A 19,417-nucleotide genomic window follows, 5' to 3' on the forward strand; every position below is an offset into this window, starting at 1 on the left:
CCACAGTCGACGAATGAACGGTTCTCGAATGCGATTGAGTCTACGGAATGCGTCTGGACGTAGAAACACCTCAGGGTCGACCACGAATGGTCGACCCTGAGGTGTTGTGTTGTCCGGCGACGTCCTAGTCTCCCACACGGTCTCCCGTGCAGTACCATCGGCGCTGTAAGGCTTAACTTCCGGGTTCGGAATGGGACCGGGTGTTTCCCTGACGCTTTGATCACCGAAACTCTATAGAGATGTGGTGCGAAACCAGTCTCGATCGGAGACGACTGGTCTTTCGACCGTGTCTCGAGAGACCTCACAGTGGACGCGTAGCATCTTTGTAGGAACAAGCCCTCGGCCTATTAGTATCGGTCAGCTCCACACATTGCTGTGCTTCCACATCCGACCTATCACCCAGTGTTCTGCTGGGGGCCTTACCAGGCTATCCTGTGGGAGCCTTCATCTTGGAGCGTGCTTCCCGCTTAGATGCTTTCAGCGGTTATCACTTCCGAACGTAGCCAACCAGCCGTGCCCTTGGCAGGACAACTGGCACACCAGAGGTTCGTCCGTCCCGGTCCTCTCGTACTAAGGACAGCCCTCCTCAAGACTCCTACGCGCGCAGCGGATAGGGACCGAACTGTCTCACGACGTTCTAAACCCAGCTCGCGTGCCGCTTTAATGGGCGAACAGCCCAACCCTTGGGACCGACTCCAGCCCCAGGATGCGACGAGCCGACATCGAGGTGCCAAACCATGCCGTCGCTATGGACGCTCGGGCAAGATCAGCCTGTTATCCCCGGGGTACCTTTTATCCGTTGAGTGACGGCGCTTCCACATGCCACCGTCAGATCACTAGTCCCGACTTTCGTCCCTGCTCGAGGTGTCCCTCTCACAGTCAAGCTCCCTTGTGCACTTACACTCGAAACCTGATTGCCAACCAGGCTGAGGGAACCTTTGGGCGCCTCCGTTACCTTTTGGGAGGCGACCGCCCCAGTCAAACTACCCATCAGGCACTGTTCCTGATCCAGATAATGGACCTAGGTTAGATATCCAGAACAACCAGAGTGGTATTTCAACGTTGACTCCACGACAACTGGCGTCGCCGCTTCACAGTCTCCCACCTATCCTACACAAGCTGTACCGAACACCAATACCAAACTATAGTGAAGGTCCCGGGGTCTTTCCGTCCTGCTGCGCGTAACGAGCATCTTTACTCGTAGTGCAATTTCGCCGAGTCCGTGGTCGAGACAGCGCCCAAGTCGTTACGCCATTCGTGCAGGTCGGAACTTACCCGACAAGGAATTTCGCTACCTTAGGATGGTTATAGTTACCACCGCCGTTTACTGGCGCTTAAGTTCACCGCCTCGCTCGTGAGAGCTAACAGTTCCCCTTAACGTTCCAGCACCGGGCAGGCGTCAGTCCGTATACATCGTCTTACGACTTGGCACGGACCTGTGTTTTTAGTAAACAGTCGCTTGGGCCTGGTCTCTGCGGCCTTTCACGCCAACCACAGCTTGTGTGGCGAACGCGTCCGGCCCCCCTTATCCCGAAGTTACGGGGGCATTTTGCCGAGTTCCTTAACCACGGTTATCTCGATCACCTTGGTATTCTCTACCTGACCACCTGTGTCGGTTTAGGGTACGGGCGGCTCTAGAACTCGCTCACGAAGATTTTCTAGGCAGCATAGGATCACTCACTCGCCGGTCCGTAGACCGACCAGCCGTCACGTCTCAGGCATCATGAAGTGCGGATTTACCTACACTTCGCCCTACACGCTTAGCCCGGGATCACCTTGCGGATACCATCGCCCGGGATGAGCTACCTTCCTGCGTCCCTCCGCAGCTTGCCTAATACAAGTCTGGTTCGCAGACTCGTCGACACATCACCCGAAGGCTCCGTGCGACTCGCGTGCTTAGCATCGCTCGCCTCGGCATGATCGCGCTAGCGCCGGTACGGGAATATCAACCCGTTGTCCATCGACTACGCCTGTCGGCCTCGCCTTAGGTCCCGACTTACCCAGGGCAGATTAGCTTGACCCTGGAACCCTTGGTCTTTCGGTGGAGGAGTTTCTCACTCCTCATTCGCTACTCATGCCTGCATTCTCACTCGTGTGCTCTCCACGGCTAGGTCACCCTGCCGCTTCATCGCGCACACGACGCTCCCCTACCCATCCACGCCCCTGCACCGAAGTGAGGGTGTTACGTAGATGACACAGCTTCGGCGGATGGCTTGAGCCCCGCTAAATTGTCGGCGCGGAATCACTTGACCAGTGAGCTATTACGCACTCTTTCAAGGGTGGCTGCTTCCAAGCCAACCTCCTGGTTGTCTCCGCAACTCCACATCCTTTTCCACTTAGCCATCGCTTAGGGGCCTTAGCTGGTGTTCTGGGCTGTTTCCCTCTCGACTACGAACCTTATCGCCCGCAGTCTCACTGCCGCGCTTGGCTTACCGGCATTCGGAGTTTGGCTAATTTCGGTAAGCTTGTGGGCCCCCTAGACTATCCAGTGCTCTACCTCCGGCAAGAAACACGCGACGCTGCACCTATATGCATTTCGGGGAGAACCAGCTATCACGGAGTTTGATTGGCCTTTCACCCCTATCCACAGCTCATCCCCCAGGTTTTCAACCCTGGTGGGTTCGGGCCTCCACGACGTCTTACCGTCGCTTCACCCTGGCCATGGATAGATCACTCCGCTTCGGGTCTAGAGCATGCGACTCGACGCCCTATTCGGACTTGCTTTCGCTACGGCTTCCCCACACGGGTTAACCTCGCCACATACCACTAACTCGCAGGCTCATTCTTCAAAAGGCACGCCGTCACCTCACCCTTACGGGCTCAGCTCCGACGGATTGTAGGCAATCGGTTTCAGGTACTATTTCACTCCCCTCCCGGGGTACTTTTCACCTTTCCCTCACGGTACTAGTCCGCTATCGGTCACCAAGGAGTATTTAGGCTTAGCGGGTGGTCCCGCCGGATTCACAGCCAATTTCAGGGGTTGGCTGCTACTTGGGGTGACACTCAGCAGTGACACACTTACGTCTACAGGGGTGTTACCTGCTATGCCGCGCCTTCCCAGAACGCTTCGACTTCATGTGTCATTTTTGACTGCTCGACCGGTCGACAGCACGGTCAGAATGGCCCCACAACACCGCACATGCAACGCCTGTCAGCTATCACACACGTACGGTTTGGCCTCTTCCGCGTTCGCTCGCCACTACTGACGGAATCACTGTTGTTTTCTTTTCCTGTGGGTACTGAGATGTTTCACTTCCCCACGTTCCCTCCAACCGCCCTATATATTCAGGCGGAGGTCGCCGGACATTACTCCGGTCTCTTTCGAGGTTTCCCTATTCGGAGATCCCCGGATCGAAGCTCGTTTACCAGCTCCCCGGGGCTTATCGCAGGTTACGACGTCCTTCATCGGCTCTTGGTGCCTAGGCATCCACCGATTGCCCTTAGTAGCTTGTTGTTACTACAAAGATGCTCGCGTCCACTGTGAAGTTCTCAACACACGGGCGGTAGCACAGCCCCACCACCGAGGTGGCGGGGTCTGAGTCCGCACAGAAAGAAAGGCTGCCACCCCAACCCCTTGACGGGGTTGGAGGGCGACCGAACCTTCAGGACCCAACAGCGTGCCCAAACCGACCCCCACCCTCGCCCCGGATTTCCACTCCCACGACTCCTCCTTACAAAGAAGAGCGGGTTGTACTCACGAGGCCAGCAGCAGACGCCGGCTCAATAGTCAATGTTCCACATTCCAGAGCTGCCCAGCCAGACACGAACGGCCTGGCACTGAGCGCATGGACCCACCCGAAGGCGAGCCGCAATGCTCCTTAGAAAGGAGGTGATCCAGCCGCACCTTCCGGTACGGCTACCTTGTTACGACTTAGTCCTAATCGCCAGTCCCACCTTAGACGGCTCCCTCCACAAGGGTTGGGCCACCGGCTTCGGGTGTTACCGACTTTCATGACTTGACGGGCGGTGTGTACAAGGCCCGGGAACGTATTCACCGCAGCGTTGCTGATCTGCGATTACTAGCGACTCCGACTTCATGGGGTCGAGTTGCAGACCCCAATCCGAACTGAGACCGGCTTTTTGGGATTCGCTCCACCTTGCGGTATCGCAGCCCTTTGTACCGGCCATTGTAGCATGCGTGAAGCCCTGGACTTAAGGGGCATGATGACTTGACGTCATCCCCACCTTCCTCCGAGTTGACCCCGGCAGTCTCCTATGAGTCCCCACCATGACGTGCTGGCAACATAGAACGAGGGTTGCGCTCGTTGCGGGACTTAACCCAACATCTCACGACACGAGCTGACGACAGCCATGCACCACCTGTACACCGACCTTGCGGGGGCTACATCTCTGCAGCTTTCCGGTGTATGTCAAACCCAGGTAAGGTTCTTCGCGTTGCATCGAATTAATCCGCATGCTCCGCCGCTTGTGCGGGCCCCCGTCAATTCCTTTGAGTTTTAGCCTTGCGGCCGTACTCCCCAGGCGGGGCACTTAATGCGTTAGCTTCGGCACGGAGAACGTGGAATGTCCCCCACACCTAGTGCCCACCGTTTACGGCGTGGACTACCAGGGTATCTAAGCCTGTTTGCTCCCCACGCTTTCGCTTCTCAGCGTCAGGTGATGCCCAGAGAACCGCCTTCGCCACCGGTGTTCCTCCTGATATCTGCGCATTCCACCGCTCCACCAGGAATTCCGTTCTCCCCTGCATCCCTCTAGTCCGCCCGTATCAAAAGCAGGCTCGGGGTTAAGCCCCGAGTTTTCACTCCTGACGCGACGGACCGCCTACAAGCCCTTTACGCCCAATAATTCCGGACAACGCTCGGACCCTACGTATCACCGCGGCTGCTGGCACGTAGTTAGCCGGTCCTTCTTCTGTAGGTACCGTCACTTGTGGCTTCGTCCCTACTGAAAGCGGTTTACAACCCGAAGGCCGTCATCCCGCACGCGGCGTTGCTGCATCAGGCTTGCGCCCATTGTGCAATATTCCCCACTGCTGCCTCCCGTAGGAGTCTGGGCCGTATCTCAGTCCCAGTGTGGCCGGTCGCCCTCTCAGGCCGGCTACCCGTCGAAGCCTTGGTGAGCCATTACCTCACCAACAAGCTGATAGGCCGCGAGCCCATCCCTGACCGCCGGAGCTTTCCACCCCAGTCCAGGAGGACCAGGGTCATATCCGGTATTAGCAGCTGTTTCCAGCTGGTATTCCGAAGTCAAGGGCAGGTTGCTCACGTGTTACTCACCCGTTCGCCACTCGTATGACCCCGAAAGGCCTTACCGTTCGACTTGCATGTGTTAAGCACGCCGCCAGCGTTCGTCCTGAGCCAGGATCAAACTCTCCGTTGAAAAATATCGGAAGACGACCCACACCCGAAGGCGCAGACCGTGGAACCGTCAAAAACAACGAGCTTGACCTTGACATTAGACCCAACTGGGTCAATCAATTTCAATCTCAAAGGAACCACACCCGACCAGAACAACCCCCAAGATAGGAGGCAGCCTCGCCGAGCACGGGTTCGATAGTGCTATTTGGCATTGACTTTTAAGCACGCTGTTGAGTTCTCAAACTTCGCTCGCACACCGCACCAGACCCTTACAGCCTGACTTGGGGCAACTCGATAAACACTACCCGGTCTCATCCAGCAGATCAAATCCGCCTTTTTCGACCCCCCCGATCTCCAGCCAGCTCCTGCTCGCCCAGAGGACGTGCAGAACCAGATGCTCTTGGTCTGAGGTTCCCCCGGCCGGCCGCACTCGCAAGCGCGTCCTTGACCCGAAGGGGATGCCCCTACTGTAGCCGAACCCTGCGAGGACGCAACTCGGGCCGACAAGATCATCAGAAGAGGCACTCCCCCTACCGGCACTCCCCCTACCGGCACTCCCCTACCGGCACTCCCCCTACCGGCACTCCCCCTACCGGCACTCCCCCTACCGGCACTCCCCCTACCGGCACTCCCCCTACCGGCACTCCCCCTACCGGCACGATCATCCGGAACCACCACCGAGCGGGGAGCACCGCCAGCTGCTGAGCCTTCGCGCACCAGCGAGCGACAGCCGGCGTACGGACGACGGCACGTGGCCGCGCCTCAGCCTTCGCACTGACCGGGAAGGCGTACGGGTGCAGCAAGGCAGGTCGCCGAGGCCGAAGGCGGGGCGAGCGCCGACGGCTCTGCCCCACGCACGGGGTCGTCAGACCGTTCGAGCCGCTCGGGCCCGGGGTGGTGGAGCAGAAGGAGGCGTTCGCGCCGTCGTCAGACGTTGCGGCTGACGACCGTGTCGCAGAGCTCCTCGAGGGAGTCGCGGGCCGGACCGCTCGGCAGTCCCTCGAGCAACCTCCGCGCCGCCTCCGCGCGACGGAGCACCTGGGTACGGGCCTCGTCGATGCTGCGGTGGCGGCGGAGGAGGCTCAGGACCTCGGCCAGGTCGGCGTCGGAGCTGAGGTCGGAGTCGAGCAGCGTGAGGAGGCGGGCGTCGGCGGGGTCGGTCGACGTCCGGGCGAGCAGCGTGGGCAGGGTCGGGATGCCCTCGCGCAGGTCGGTGCCCGGCGTCTTGCCCGTCTCGTCGCTCGTGATGTCGATGATGTCGTCGCTCAGCTGGAAGACGACGCCGATCTGCTCGCCGAAGTCGGCCATGAGCTGCTGCTGCGCCGGGGTCGCCCCCGCGAGCTTCGCGCCGAAGAGCGCCGAGGTCGCGATCAACGAGCCCGTCTTGTCGGCCACGACCTTCAGGTAGTGCTCGAGCCGGTCCTGACCCGGGGCCGGCCCCACCGTCTCGGCGATCTGTCCCTGGACCAGCCGGGCGAAGGTCCGGGCCTGCAGCCGGACGAACTCCGGACCCAGGTCGGCGACGAGGTCGGAGGCCCGGGCGAAGAGCAGGTCACCCACCAGGATCGCGACGGTGTTGCCCCAGCGGGCGTTGGCGCTCACCGACCCCCGCCGCAGGCCCGCCTCGTCCATGACGTCGTCGTGGTAGAGGCTCGCGACGTGGGTCAGCTCGACGACGACGGCCGCGCGCTCCACGTCGGCGTCGACGGCGGCGGGGCCCAGGTGCGAGGCCAGGACCACGAGCAGCGGACGGAAGCGCTTGCCGCCGGCCAGGATGACGTGCTGAGCCGCCTCACGCACCATCGAGCTCTCCGCCTCGGCCGCGTGGACCAGCGCTACCTCGACGCGGTCGAGCTGGTCGCGGACCGCGGTCTCGAAGACCGGGTCACGCGTCTGGCTGGCGAGCACGTCACTCCTTCAGTGGCGCCGGCGTGGCCTCCGGGCGCCCTCCAGCGTATCGGCTGCCTCAACGCCGGTCAGCGGATGAACTCGCTCGCCTGCTGGGCCATGGTCAGCAGCGGCCCGGGGTAGATCCCGAAGACCACCGTGGCCGCGACGCCGACCCCGACCGCGGCCAGCGTGGTCCAGCCCGGCCGGACGACCTCGGCCGGCCGTGCGGCGTTCTCCTCCGGGTCGGTGAAGAACATCAGCACGATCACGCGGATGTAGAAGAAGGCGGCGACGACGCTGATGACCACCGCGACGACGACGAGCCAGTGCAGCCCGCCGCTCCACGCGGCGGCGAACACCGACCACTTGCCGATGAAGCCGCTGGTGAGCGGGATCCCGGCGAAGCTGAGGAGGAAGACGGAGAAGACGAGCGCGGCGAGCGGTGACCGGCGGCCGAGGCCCACCCAGCTCGACAGCTGGGTCGCCTCACCGGTCGAGTCGCGGACCATCGTCACCAGCGCGAAGGCGCCGATCGTGGCGGCCCCGTACGCGACGAGGTAGAACATCACCGACGAGACGCTGGTCAGCGACCCTTCGCGAGCGCCGGTGACGGCCTGGGACGCCCCCACGAACGCCGTGAGGATGAAGCCCGCGTGCGCGATCGAGCTGTAGGCGAGCATCCGCTTCACGTCGGTCTGGGTGATCGCCAGGATCGACCCGACGGCCATCGTGGCGACGGCGACGGCGGCCATCAGCGGCTGCCAGTCCCAGCGGTCCGCGCCCAGGCCCACGTAGAAGACCCGCATGAGTGCGCCGATGGCGGCGATCTTGGTGCAGGAGGCCATGAACGCGGTGACCGGCGTCGGCGCCCCGGTGTAGACGTCCGGGGTCCAGGAGTGGAACGGCACCGCGCCGAACTTGAACAGCAGCCCCACCGCGATCAGTCCCATGCCGGCCAGCAGCAGCCCGGTCCCCTGCGGCCCGGTGCCCGAGACGCCGTTGCGGATGGCGTCGTCGATCCCCGACAGCAGGAACGAGCCGGAGTAGCCGTAGAGCAGCGCCATCCCGTACAGGAAGAAGGCGGACGACAGCGCGCCGAGCAGGAAGTACTTGAGCGCCGCCTCCTGGGAGAGCAGCCGGCGCCGGCGGGCCAGCCCGCAGAGCAGGTAGAGCGGCAGCGAGAGGATCTCGAGCGCGACGAACATGGTGATCAGGTCGTTCGACGCGGGGAAGAGCATCATCCCCGAGAGCGCGAACAGCGCCAGCGGGAGGACCTCGGTGTGCTCGCGCCGGGCCTCGATCGCCTCCCGCTCGTCGAGCGTCCCGGGCACGGCGGCAGCCATCGGCGCGAAGGCGCTGACGCCGGCCGTCACCTTGCGCTCGGCGAACATGCCGAACGAGACCGCGCCGAAGACGAGCAGGATCGTCCAGATGAAGGACGTCGGCCCGTCGACCGCGACCGACGCGACGCCCACGACGACGCCACCCCCGCCGGCGGACCAGTTCAGGACCGTGATGACGAGCGCGACGACCACTGCGACGAGCGCGATGACGATCTGGGCCGCCCGGCGCAGGTCGCGCGGGACGACGGCCTCGGCGAGCACCCCCACGCAGGCGGCGGCGAAGACGACGATGAACGGCAGCAGGAACGCGTAGCCGATCGTCGGTGCGGCGATGGTGCCCATCAGCGGGTTCCTCCCACGAGCGGGGCGGGGTCGCTGACGCCCACCGAGGTCTGGAGCAGCGCGGTCGACGGCTCGATCAGCGCGAGCACCGGCTTCGGGTACACCCCGAGCACGAGGATCAGCACGACCAGCGGCGCGATGGCCAGCCGTTCGCGGGTGCTCACCTCGGTCACGGTCGCGGCCACCGCCGGAGCGACCGGCCCGGTCATCGTCCGCTGGTAGGTCACGAGGATGTAGAGCGCGGCCAGCACGATCGCCAGGGTGGCGACCCCCGCGTACACGGGGTGCTTGCCGAACGTGCCGGCCAGCACCATGAACTCCGACACGAAGCTCGACAGACCCGGCAGCGACAGCGTCGACAGCCCGGCGAAGAGCAGCAGCCCGGCGGCGACCGGCGCCACCTTCTGCACCCCGCCGAAGTCGGCGATGTCGGCCGACCCACGCCGCTTGACCAGGTAGCCGGCGACCAGGAACAGCGCCGCCGTGGAGAGCCCGTGGTTGAGCATGTAGAACGTCGAGCCGGTGAGCGTCTGGCGGGTCAGCACGAAGATGCCCAGCACGATGAAGCCGAAGTGGCTGATCGAGGTGTAGGCGACGAACCGCATCAGGTTCTTGGAGCCGATGGCCAGGACCGCGCCGTAGACGATCGACAGCACCGCGAGCACGATCACCACCGGGGTGGCCCACTGGCTCGCCTCGGGGAAGAGGCCGAGGCAGAACCGGATCATCCCGAAGGTGCCGATCTTGTCCATGATCCCGACCATCATCGTGGCGCCGCCGGGGCTCGACTGCTCGGCCGCGTCGGGCAGCCAGGTGTGCAGCGGGACCAGCGGGGCCTTGATCGCGAAGGCGAACATGAAGCCGATGAACAGCCAGCGCTCCTGGCCCGTCCCGAGGGTCAGCCCGCTGAGGTCGGACAGCAGGTAGCTCGGCGTGCCGACCTGGGCGGAGGCGACGTAGAGCCCGATGACCGAGGCCAGCATCACGAAGCCACCGAGCAGGCCGAAGATCAGGAACTTGGCCGCGGCCTTCGAGCGGCGGGCGCCGGGGCCGAAGCCGCCGATGAGGAAGTACATCGGGACGAGGACGACCTCGAAGAACACGTAGAACAGGAAGACGTCGGTGGCCAGGAAGAGGTAGAGCGCGCAGGTCTGCACGGCCAGAACGAGGGCGAAGAAGACCTTGCTGTCGTAGCGGGCGGGCTCACCGGCCGGCCGTACGGTCCCGGGCGCCGGGACGCGGTCGTAGTCGCCCCAGGTGGCCAGGACGACGACGGGCGTCACGATCGAGGCGAGCAGCACGAGCGTCGCGCCGATGCCGTCGAGGCCCAGGGCGTAGTGCGCGCCGAGCGGGCCGATCCAGACGACGTCCTCGCTCAGCTCCATCCCGCCGCCGCCGCGGAGGCCGACGGTCAGCACGACGGCGAGCACGACCGTGACGAGCGAGGTGGCGAGCGCGACGACCTTGGCGGCGCCGCTGCGTCCGAGCAGCACGACGACCGCACCGAGCGCCGGCAGCAGGGCCAGGACGGTGAGCCAGGGGACTCCGGAGGTGGTGTTCATGCGTCCTTCCTCAGCCCAGCCGGCCGAGCAGGATGATGGCGCCGACGACGGCCGCGCCGGCGGTCATGGTGAGGGCGTACGAGCGGACGAAGCCGTTCTGCACGCGCCGCAGCCGTTCGGAGAAGCCGCTGATCACCGTGCCGGTGCCGTTCGCGACTCCGTCGACCACGCCCGCGTCGAAGCGGGTGATGTCACTGGTCATCCGGATGCCCGGGCGCATGAAGACCGCCTCGTTGAAGGCGTCGCCGTAGAGGTCGCGCCGACCGGCCCGGACGAAGGGCGAGCGGGTCGCGGGCTGCACGTCGGCGATCGCCTTCTGCGGCCCGAAGAAGACGAAGCTGACGGCGATGCCGGCCACCACGACGGCCATGGTCACGAAGCCGATCACCGTCGGGTGGATGAGGCCCTCGGTCTCGGCCTCGCCCTGCACCGCCGGGTTCAGCCACTCGGCGATCCAGCCGTTGAGGACGAGCCCGCCCACGACGGACGCGGCACCGAGGACGATCAACGGGATCGTCATCGTCAGCGGCGACTCGTGCGGGTGCACGTTCTTGCGCCACCGCTTGTCCCCGGCGAAGGTCATCAGCATCAGCCGCGTCATGTAGAACGCGGTCACGCCGGCCCCGATCAGCGCACAGGTGCCGGCGACCGGGCTCGCGTGGAACGCGGCCTCGATGATGTGGTCCTTGGAGTAGAAGCCGGCGAAGAACGGGAAGCCGATGATCGCCAGGTAGCCCGCGGCGAACGTGACGAAGGTGATCGGCAGCGCCCGCGCCAGCGCGCCGTAGTGGCGCATGTCGACGTCGTCGTCCATCGCGTGCATGACCGAGCCGGCGCCCAGGAACATGTTCGCCTTGAAGAAGCCGTGCGTGAGCAGGTGGAAGATCGCGAAGGCGTACCCCGCCGGGCCGATCCCGGCGGCCAGCATCATGTAGCCGATCTGGCTCATCGTGGAGCCGGCCAGCACCTTCTTGATGTCGTCCTTGGCGCAGCCGATCCAGGCGCCGAAGAGCAGGGTCACGGTCCCGACGATCACGACCACCTCGCTCGCGACGGGGGCGTGGAGGAAGATCGCGTGGCTGCGGACGACGAGGTAGACGCCCGCCGTGACCATGGTGGCCGCGTGGATCAGGGCCGACACCGGGGTCGGGCCCTCCATCGCGTCGAGGAGCCAGGACTGGAGCGGGACCTGCGCCGACTTGCCGCAGGCACCGAGCAGGAGCAGCAGCCCGAGCAGGGTGGCGAGCGGCACGCTCAGCCCGCCGATGCCGGCGTTCACGTCGACGAAGGCCGACGAGCCGAAGGCGGCGAGCATCAGCATCACGGCCAGCGACATCCCCATGTCGCCGACGCGGTTGACCACGAACGCCTTCTTGGCCGCCGTCGCCGCGCTCGGGCGCTCCTGCCAGAAGCCGATGAGCAGGTACGACGCGAGCCCGACGCCCTCCCAGCCGACGAACAGCACGAGGTAGTTGTCGGCGAGGACCAGCAGCAGCATCGAGGCGATGAAGAGGTTCAGGAACCCGAAGAACCGCCGGCGCCGCGGGTCGTGCGCCATGTAACCGATCGAGTAGACGTGGATCAGGCTGCCGACGCCGGTGATCAGGAGCACGAAGACGATCGAGAGCTGGTCGAGCTGGAGCCCGACGCGGATGTTCCAGGCGCCCGAGGTGATCCAGTCGTACAGCGGCACGCTCACCGAGCGCTGCGACTCCTCGCGGCCGAGCAGCTGCACGAAGTAGCAGAGCCCGATCGCGAACGACACGATCGGCGCCAGGGTGCCGAGGAAGTGGCCCCAGCGGTCGCCGGCCCTCCCGATCAGCAGGAGCACGGCGGCGCTGGCGGCCGGCACGGCGATCAGCAGCCAGGCCAGGGTGAAGAAGCCCGTCCCCAGGACGGGCGTCACGGTTTCCATCGGGGTGCTCTGCCTTTCAGAACTTCAGCAGGTTGGCGTCGTCGATGGAGGCCGACCGCCGGGTCCGGAAGATGGTCACGATGATCGCCAGGCCGACCACGACCTCGGCGGCGGCCACCACCATGACGAAGAAGGCCGCGATCTGGCCGTCCAACGCGCCGTTCTTGTGCGAGAAGGCGACGAGGGCGAGGTTCGAGGCGTTGAGCATCAGCTCGACGCACATGAAGGCGACGATCGCGTTGCGCCGGGTCATGAACCCGATCGTGCCGATCGCGAAGAGGATCGCCGACAGGACGATGTAGTGGTCGGTCATGCTGCGTCCCCCGTCACTCCGTGCCTCCGTCGGGCTCGGCCCCGGGGCCCGGGGTGTCGCCCCGATGACCCCCGTGCTTCTGGTCCTCGATCGGCAGCAGGTCCGCCCGTCGGGTCAGGGCCGCACCGGGCTTCGTCACCTGCGGCAGCTCGCCGTCGGCCTGGAGCTCGGCGATCGTGCGCTGGATCGGGCGTACGAGGTCGCGCCGGTCCGGCTGGCCGCTGCGGTTGCGCAGCGTGGCCGAGACCGAGAGCTCGCTCAGGGTGCCGTCGGGGAGCATCGCCGGGGTGTCGACCGCGTTGTGCCGGGCGTAGACGCCGGGCGTCGGCAGCGGGCCCGGGTGCTGGCCGGTCTCGGCGTAGCGGCGCATCCGCTCCCCCACCAGGTCGCCCTGGGTCTTGCGCTTGGTGAGGCGCTCACGGTGCGCCAGCACCATCGCACCGACCGCGGCGGTGATGAGCAGCGCGGAGGTCGCCTCGAAGGCGATGACGTACTTGGTGAAGATCAGGTTGGCCAGGCCCTGGACGTTCCCGCCGTACGCGGCGTTGTCCGCCCGCAGCCCGATGTCGGGACCCACGACGGCACGGCCGACGGCGAGGACCAGCAGCAGGCCGAAGCCCACGCCGGCCAGGACGGCGAGCGGACGCTGGCCGCGGATCGTCTCCACCAGCGAGTCCGCGGCGTCGACGCCGACGAGCATGAGGACGAAGAGGAAGAGCATGAGGATGGCGCCGGTGTAGACGATGATCTGCACGGCGAACAGGAACGGGGCGTCCAGCGCCGCGTACTGCACGGCCAGCGAGATCATCACCGCGGCCAGGCAGAGCGCGGAGTGCACCGGCTTGCGGGCCAGGATCATGCCGAGCGCACCCAGCACCATGACCGGCGCGAGCAGCCAGAAGGCGATGGCGGGGCCCATCAGAGGATCCCGCCGTTGCTCGTGTTCGGCTGGACGGAGCTGGTGCGGTCCTGCGGGTTCGGCCGGCCGCCCTGGTGCTTGCGCTTGTTCTCGTAGCCGGCGTTGACCGGCTCGGGGACGAAGCCGCTGATGTCACCCGCCCGGTCGTCGGGCGTGCCCATCGCGGGCAGGCCCATGAAGTAGACCTGCTCGTCGTCGCCGAGACGGCGCGGGTGCGGCGGCTGCTCCATGCCGGGCAGCAGCGGCCCGAGGAGGTCGTCCTTGTCGTAGATCAGGTCGGAACGGTTGTCGTTCGCCAGCTCGAACTCGTTGGTCATCGTGAGCGCCCGGGTCGGGCACGCCTCGATGCACAGCCCGCACAGGATGCAGCGCAGGTAGTTGATCTGGTAGACGCGGCCGTAGCGCTCGCCCGGCGAGAAGCGTTCCTCGTCGGTGTTCTGGGCGCCCTCCACGTAGATCGCATCCGCCGGGCAGGCCCAGGCGCACAGCTCGCAGCCGACGCACTTCTCGAGCCCGTCGGGCCAGCGGTTGAGCTGGTGCCGGCCGTGGAACCGCGGCGCGGTCACCTTGGGCTTGTTCGGGTACTCCTCGGTGAAGGTCTTGCGGAACATCGTCTTGAACGTGACGCCGAAACCGGCGACCGGGTCGAACAGACCCATCAGGAACGCCCTCTCTCGTACGTGTCGTCCGGATCGCGCTGGTACTCGGGCCCGTCGGCGTCGGTCGTCGAGCCGTCGGGTGAGGGCACAAGCCGTGCGAGCTCCGGCAGCACCTCGTCGCCCTGCGGCGGGACCGGAAAGCCGCCGGCGAAGGCGTCGAACTCCTCGGGCGCGGTCGGCGGCTCCTCCTCCTCCTCGCCCTTGGTGAAGAAGGTCGCCACGAGCAGCACCACGACGACCACGCCGAGCGCGCCCAGCAGCACGCCGCGGTTCACCCGCAGAGCCGCGATCAGGACGATCCAGACCAGGGAGATCGGGATGAGCCACTTCCAGCCGAAGCGCATGAACTGGTCGTAGCGCAGCCGGGGCAGGGTGCCGCGCAGCCAGACGAAGACGAACAGCAGCACCAGCATCTTGACCAGGAACCAGATGATGCCGAGGTAGCCGGCGTCGGCGCCGGGGATCAGGTTGAACGGGAAGATCGCGTGCCAGCCGCCGAGGAAGAGGGTCGTCGCGAGCGCCGAGACCGTGATCATGTTCATGTACTCGGCCATGAAGAACATGGCGAAGCGCATCGAGGAGTACTCGGTGTGGAAGCCGCCGACGAGCTCGCCCTCGGCCTCCGGCAGGTCGAAGGGGGCCCTGTTCGTCTCGCCCACCATCGAGATCAGGTAGATCACGAAGGACGGCAGCAGCTGCAGGCAGAACCAGATCGGGTACTGATGGCCGAAGATCTCCACGCGCGGGACGGCCTGCGCCGCGACGATCTCCGAGGTCGACAGCGAGCCCGCGTAGAGGAACACCCCGACCAGCGCCAGGCCCATCGCGACCTCGTAGCTGATCACCTGCGCGCTCGAGCGCAGGGAGCCGAGGAGCGCGTACGTGGAGCCCGACGACCAGCCCGCGAGCACGATGCCGTACACGCCGACCGAGGCGAGGGCGACGATGAACAGCACCGAGACCGGCAGGTCGGTGACCTGCAGGGGCGTCGTGATGTTGGTGAACGGGACCTTGACCTCGCCGGCGATCGGAATCACCGAGATGGCCACGACGGCCGGGATCGCGGAGACGAACGGCGCGATCATGAAGACGACCTTCTCGGCGGCCTTCGGGGTGAAGTCCTCCTTGAACATCAGCTTCATGCCGTCGGCGAGCGACTGCAGGGAACCGAAGGGGCCGTTCATGGTCGGGCCCTTGCGGTGCTGCATCAGGCCGACGACCTTGCGCTCGTACACGATCGTGAAGAGCGTCAGGACCATCAGCAGCACGAAGGCGAACAGGGCCTTGATCAGCACGACCCACCACAGGTCGTTGAAGAAGGGGGTCAGGTCGAGCGCGGTCATGCGGTGGCCTCTGCTTCCTGCACGGGTCGGAGGACACGCACCTGCACGAGGTCGCCGGGCAGCAGGGCGAGGTGCTCGCCGACCCCGAGACCCGGTGCCCGGGCCGGGAGCCAGACGACCCCGTCGACCATGCTCGACTCCACGAGCAGCGGCAGCGCGAGCTCACCCCGGTCGTTCGTGAGGACGACGTCGGCACCGGCGACGCCGTCGGGGCCGGTCTCGATCCCGTACGTCGCCGCGGTCGTCGGGCTGAGCCGCGCGACGGGCGGCCGGGCCGTGGCCGCCAGGTACGGGTCCCCGGCCAGCGCGTGGCTGTCGTCGAGCAGCATCCGCCAGGTGGCCAGGACCAGCTGGTCGCCGCGGGCGGCGGCGGGCTCGCCGGGACCGAAGGCGGGCGCCGGCGCCGGGCTGCCGTCCCAGGGACCGAGCTCGTCGAGCTCGGCCAGGGCGGCGGCCGGGGTCCGGAAGCCGAGCGGCTTGCCGAGGGCGTCGGCCAGGGCGGCGAGCACCCGGAGGTCGGACATGGCGTTCGGGGACTCGAGCACGGCCGGGAACGAGCGGCGACGGCCCTCCCAGTCGACGAACGTGCCCGCGCGCTCGGCCATCAGCGACACCGGGAGCACGACGTCGGCGCGCTCGGTGACCGACGACGCCCGCGTCTCCAGGCTGACGACGAAGCCGACGCGCTCGAGGCCGTCGAGCGCGGCGGCCGGGTCGGCCAGGTCGAACGGGTCGACCCCGCCGACGACCAGCGCCGCGAGCTCGGCGTCCGCGGCGGAGACGAGCATCTCGTCGCCGTCGGTGCCCTCGTCCCGCGGCAGGGAGCCGATGCCCCAGGTGGAGGCGACGTCCACGCGGGCCGACGGGTCGGCCACCGGACGGCCGCCGGGCAGCAGGGTCGGCAGGCAGCCGGCCTCGACCGCACCGCGGTCGCCGGCCCGACGCGGGACCCAGGCCAGCCGGGCGCCGGTGCGCTCGGCCAGGCGCAGGACCGCGCTCAGGGTGCCGGACAAGGCGGCGGCACGTTCGCCGACGAGGATGACGGAGCCGGAGTCCAGCTCTACCCCGGTGGCGCTGCTCCAGGCGTCCAGCCAGGCCGCCTCGGCGCCGGGGACGGTCGGGACGAGCGTCGAGCCGGCCTTGACGGCCCCCCGGGTGCGGTAGGGCGCGAGGGTCGCCGAGACGAGGCCGCGCTTGCGGTTCGCCTTGCGCAGGCGCAGGAAGATCGCGCCCGCCTCCTCCTCGGGCTCCAGGCAGACGAGCAGCACCGACGAGGCGGTCTCGAGGTCGCCGTACGTGACGCCGCACCCCGAGCCGGCGACGACGGCGGCCAGGAAGTCGGCCTCCTCGGCGCTGTGCGGACGGGAGCGGAAGTCGATCGAGTTCGTGCCGAGGACGCCGCGGGCCAGCTTGCTGTAGGCGTACGCGTCCTCGAGCGTCAGCCGGCCGCCGGTCAGGACGCCGATCCGGTTGCCGTGCTGGCCTGCGCCGGCGGCCAGCAGGCCCTCGGCGGCGACGTCGAGGGCCTCGGGCCAGGACGCGGGCCGCAGCACGCCGTCCTCGCGGACCAGCGGGCGGGTGAGGCGGTCGTCGCCGCGGCCGTACGCGAAGGCGAAGCGGTCCTTGTCGGTGATCCACTCCTCGTTGACCTCGGGGTCGTCGCCCGAGAGCCGCCGCATGACCTTGCCGCGGCGGTGGTCGACACGGATCGCCGAGCCGCAGGCGTCGTGCTCGGCGACCGACGGCGTCGAGACGAGGTCGTACGGTCGGGCGCGGAAGCGGTACTCCGCGCTGGTCAGCGCCCCGACCGGGCAGATCTGGATCGTGTTGCCCGAGAAGTAGGACTGGAACGGCTCGCGCTCGTAGATGCCGACCTGCTGCAGCGCCCCGCGCTCGATCAGCGAGATGAACGGGTCGCCGGCGACCTGCTCGGAGAAACGGGTGCAGCGCGCGCAGAGGACGCAGCGCTCGCGGTCGAGCAGCACGTTCGGCGAGATCGCGACGGGCTTGGGGTAGGTCCGCTTGACGTCGGTGAAGCGGCTCTCGCCGTAGCCGTTGCTCATGGCCTGGTTCTGCAGCGGGCACTCCCCGCCCTTGTCGCAGATCGGGCAGTCGAGCGGGTGGTTGACGAGCAGGAACTCCATGTTCCCGTGCTGCGCCTTGTCGGCGACCGGCGAGGTCACCTGCGTCTTGACGACCATGCCAGCTGCGACCTCGAGCGTGCAGGAGGCCTGCGGCTTGGGGATGCCGCGGCCGTTCCCGGCGTCGGGCACCTCGACGAGGCACTGGCGGCAGGCGCCGACCGGGTCGAGCAGCGGGTGGTCGCAGAAGCGCGGGATCGCGACGCCGATGAGCTCGGCCGCGCGGATCACGAGCGTGCCCTTGGGCACGGAGACCTCGACGTCGTCGATGGTGAGCGTGATGAGGTCCTCGCGCTGGGCGAGCTCGCCCCCGCTGGTGGAGCCTGCCGGCGGCTTGGCGGTGACGGTCATGCCGGGACCCCCTCGCGCACGAGGACCGTGCTGCGCTCGTACGGGAACAGCTCCCAGGCCGGGGTGTGCATCCCGGCCTCGAACTCGCTGCGGAAGTACTTGATCGCCGAGCTGATGGGCGAGGTCGCCCCGTCGCCAAGGGCGCAGAACGAGCGGCCGAGGATGTTCTCGCAGAGGTCGAGCAGCTTGTCGATGTCGCCCTCCTCGCCCTGGCCCGCCTCGAGGCGGTGCAGGATCTGCACCAGCCACCAGGTGCCCTCGCGGCAGGGCGTGCACTTGCCGCAGGACTCGTGCTTGTAGAACTCGGTCCAGCGCAGCACGACCCGGACGACCGACGTCGTCTCGTCGAAGCACTGCAGCGCCTTGGTGCCGAGCATCGACTTCTGCGCGGCCACGCCCTCGTAGTCGAGCGGGACGTCGAGGTGCTCGGGCGTCAGCATCGGCGTCGACGAGCCGCCCGGCGTCCAGAACTTCAGCTCGTGGCCCGCGCGGATGCCGCCGGCCAGGCCGAGCAGCTCGCGCAGCGTGATGCCCAGGGGCGCCTCGAACTGCCCGGCGTTGGTCACGTGGCCCGAGAGCGAGTAGATCGTCATGCCCTTGGACTTCTCGGTGCCCATCGAGGAGAACCAGGCCGCGCCGTTGCGGATGATGCTCGGCACGGACGCGATCGACTCGACGTTGTTGATCACGGTCGGGCTCGCGTAGAGGCCGGCGACCGCGGGGAACGGCGGGCGCAGCCGCGGCTGGCCCCGACGCCCCTCGAGGGAGTCGAGCAGCGCGGTCTCCTCGCCGCAGATGTACGCGCCCGCTCCGGCGTGGACGATGATCTCGAGGTCGTAGCCGGTGCCGAGCACGTTGGGCCCGCAGTAGCCGGCGGAGTACGCCTCGCGCACCGCCTGCTGGAGGCGGCGCACGACGTGCAGCACCTCGCCGCGGACGTAGATGAACGCCGTGCTCGCGCGGATCGCGTACGCCGAGATGATCACGCCCTCGACGAGGGTGTGGGGCGAGGCCATCATCAGCGGGATGTCCTTGCAGGTGCCCGGCTCGGACTCGTCCGCGTTGACCACGAGGTACTTGGGCTTCGGGTTGTCCTGCGGGATGAAGGACCACTTCATCCCGGTCGGGAAACCGGCGCCCCCGCGGCCGCGCAGACCCGAGTCCTTGACCACGGAGACGACCTCGGACGGCTCCATCCGCAGCGCCGTGCGCAGCGCCTCGTAGCCGCCGCGGCGCTCGTAGTTGCCGATCTTCCAGGCGCGGTCGTCGCCCCAGTTCGCGGTGAGGACGGGCGTGAGCACGCTGGCCGTCCGCTGCATCT

At 66.8% G+C, this 19,417-nt stretch carries 10 protein-coding genes and 3 rRNA genes; all 13 read right to left on the reverse strand.

Annotation, left to right across the window (positions count from 1 at the left end; all coding sequences use genetic code 11):
- Positions 1-111: 111 nt before the first annotated feature.
- Positions 112-228, reverse strand: a 5S ribosomal RNA gene (gene rrf, locus FHX39_RS18225).
- Positions 229-327: 99 nt separating this feature from the next.
- Positions 328-3,454: ribosomal RNA gene (locus FHX39_RS18230) — 23S ribosomal RNA — on the reverse strand.
- A gap of 368 nt (positions 3,455-3,822) precedes the next feature.
- Positions 3,823-5,340 (reverse strand): 16S ribosomal RNA (locus FHX39_RS18235).
- The 16S, 23S and 5S rRNA genes sit together here, the layout of an rRNA operon.
- A gap of 905 nt (positions 5,341-6,245) precedes the next feature.
- Entirely contained in the window at positions 6,246-7,226 is a 981-nt protein-coding gene (locus FHX39_RS18240) for a polyprenyl synthetase family protein (RefSeq protein WP_408631506.1), read from the reverse strand.
- Positions 7,227-7,294: 68 nt separating this feature from the next.
- Positions 7,295-8,893, reverse strand: a complete 1,599-nt coding sequence (gene nuoN, locus FHX39_RS18245) for an NADH-quinone oxidoreductase subunit NuoN (protein ID WP_183341843.1) — start codon at positions 8,891-8,893, stop codon at positions 7,295-7,297.
- Complete coding sequence (locus tag FHX39_RS18250) at positions 8,893-10,455, reverse strand: NADH-quinone oxidoreductase subunit M (RefSeq protein WP_183341845.1); 1,563 nt, start codon at positions 10,453-10,455, stop codon at positions 8,893-8,895. The genes nuoN and FHX39_RS18250 overlap by 1 nt, the downstream gene beginning before the upstream one ends.
- A 10-nt stretch (positions 10,456-10,465) precedes the next feature.
- Positions 10,466-12,370, reverse strand: coding sequence for an NADH-quinone oxidoreductase subunit L (gene nuoL, locus FHX39_RS18255; RefSeq protein ID WP_183341847.1), 1,905 nt, complete (start codon positions 12,368-12,370; stop codon positions 10,466-10,468).
- A 16-nt stretch (positions 12,371-12,386) separates the two neighbouring features.
- Complete coding sequence (gene nuoK / locus FHX39_RS18260) at positions 12,387-12,683, reverse strand: NADH-quinone oxidoreductase subunit NuoK (protein ID WP_091075780.1); 297 nt, start codon at positions 12,681-12,683, stop codon at positions 12,387-12,389.
- Between the two features lie 13 nt (positions 12,684-12,696).
- On the reverse strand, positions 12,697-13,602 hold the full coding sequence (locus FHX39_RS18265; protein ID WP_183341849.1) for an NADH-quinone oxidoreductase subunit J: 906 nt from the start codon (positions 13,600-13,602) through the stop codon (positions 12,697-12,699).
- Positions 13,602-14,261, reverse strand: coding sequence for an NADH-quinone oxidoreductase subunit NuoI (gene nuoI, locus FHX39_RS18270; RefSeq protein ID WP_183341852.1), 660 nt, complete (start codon positions 14,259-14,261; stop codon positions 13,602-13,604). The genes FHX39_RS18265 and nuoI overlap by 1 nt, the downstream gene beginning before the upstream one ends.
- Positions 14,261-15,604, reverse strand: a complete 1,344-nt coding sequence (gene nuoH, locus FHX39_RS18275) for an NADH-quinone oxidoreductase subunit NuoH (protein WP_183341854.1) — start codon at positions 15,602-15,604, stop codon at positions 14,261-14,263. The genes nuoI and nuoH overlap by 1 nt, the downstream gene beginning before the upstream one ends.
- Positions 15,601-18,096, reverse strand: coding sequence for an NADH-quinone oxidoreductase subunit G (locus tag FHX39_RS18280; RefSeq protein WP_183341856.1), 2,496 nt, complete (start codon positions 18,094-18,096; stop codon positions 15,601-15,603). The genes nuoH and FHX39_RS18280 overlap by 4 nt, the downstream gene beginning before the upstream one ends.
- The gene (nuoF, locus tag FHX39_RS18285) at positions 18,093-19,415 is read right to left on the reverse strand and encodes an NADH-quinone oxidoreductase subunit NuoF (protein WP_183342004.1); all 1,323 of its coding nucleotides are present in this window, start codon (positions 19,413-19,415) and stop codon (positions 18,093-18,095) included. The genes FHX39_RS18280 and nuoF overlap by 4 nt, the downstream gene beginning before the upstream one ends.
- Between the last annotated feature and the right edge of the window lie 2 nt (positions 19,416-19,417).

The sequence above is a fragment of the Microlunatus antarcticus genome (assembly GCF_014193425.1).
GTDB lineage: Bacteria > Actinomycetota > Actinomycetes > Propionibacteriales > Propionibacteriaceae > Microlunatus > Microlunatus antarcticus.

Coding starts and splice junctions, on each gene's coding strand:
- nuoF (WP_183342004.1), bottom strand. CDS start 19,415: ATGCAGCGGACGGCCAGCGTGCTCACGCCCGTCCTCACCGCGAACTGG.
- nuoK (WP_091075780.1), bottom strand. CDS start 12,683: ATGACCGACCACTACATCGTCCTGTCGGCGATCCTCTTCGCGATCGGC.
- nuoN (WP_183341843.1), bottom strand. CDS start 8,893: ATGGGCACCATCGCCGCACCGACGATCGGCTACGCGTTCCTGCTGCCG.
- nuoL (WP_183341847.1), bottom strand. CDS start 12,370: ATGGAAACCGTGACGCCCGTCCTGGGGACGGGCTTCTTCACCCTGGCC.
- nuoI (WP_183341852.1), bottom strand. CDS start 14,261: ATGGGTCTGTTCGACCCGGTCGCCGGTTTCGGCGTCACGTTCAAGACG.
- nuoH (WP_183341854.1), bottom strand. CDS start 15,604: ATGACCGCGCTCGACCTGACCCCCTTCTTCAACGACCTGTGGTGGGTC.
- FHX39_RS18250 (WP_183341845.1), bottom strand. CDS start 10,455: ATGAACACCACCTCCGGAGTCCCCTGGCTCACCGTCCTGGCCCTGCTG.
- FHX39_RS18280 (WP_183341856.1), bottom strand. CDS start 18,096: ATGACCGTCACCGCCAAGCCGCCGGCAGGCTCCACCAGCGGGGGCGAG.
- FHX39_RS18265 (WP_183341849.1), bottom strand. CDS start 13,602: ATGGGCCCCGCCATCGCCTTCTGGCTGCTCGCGCCGGTCATGGTGCTG.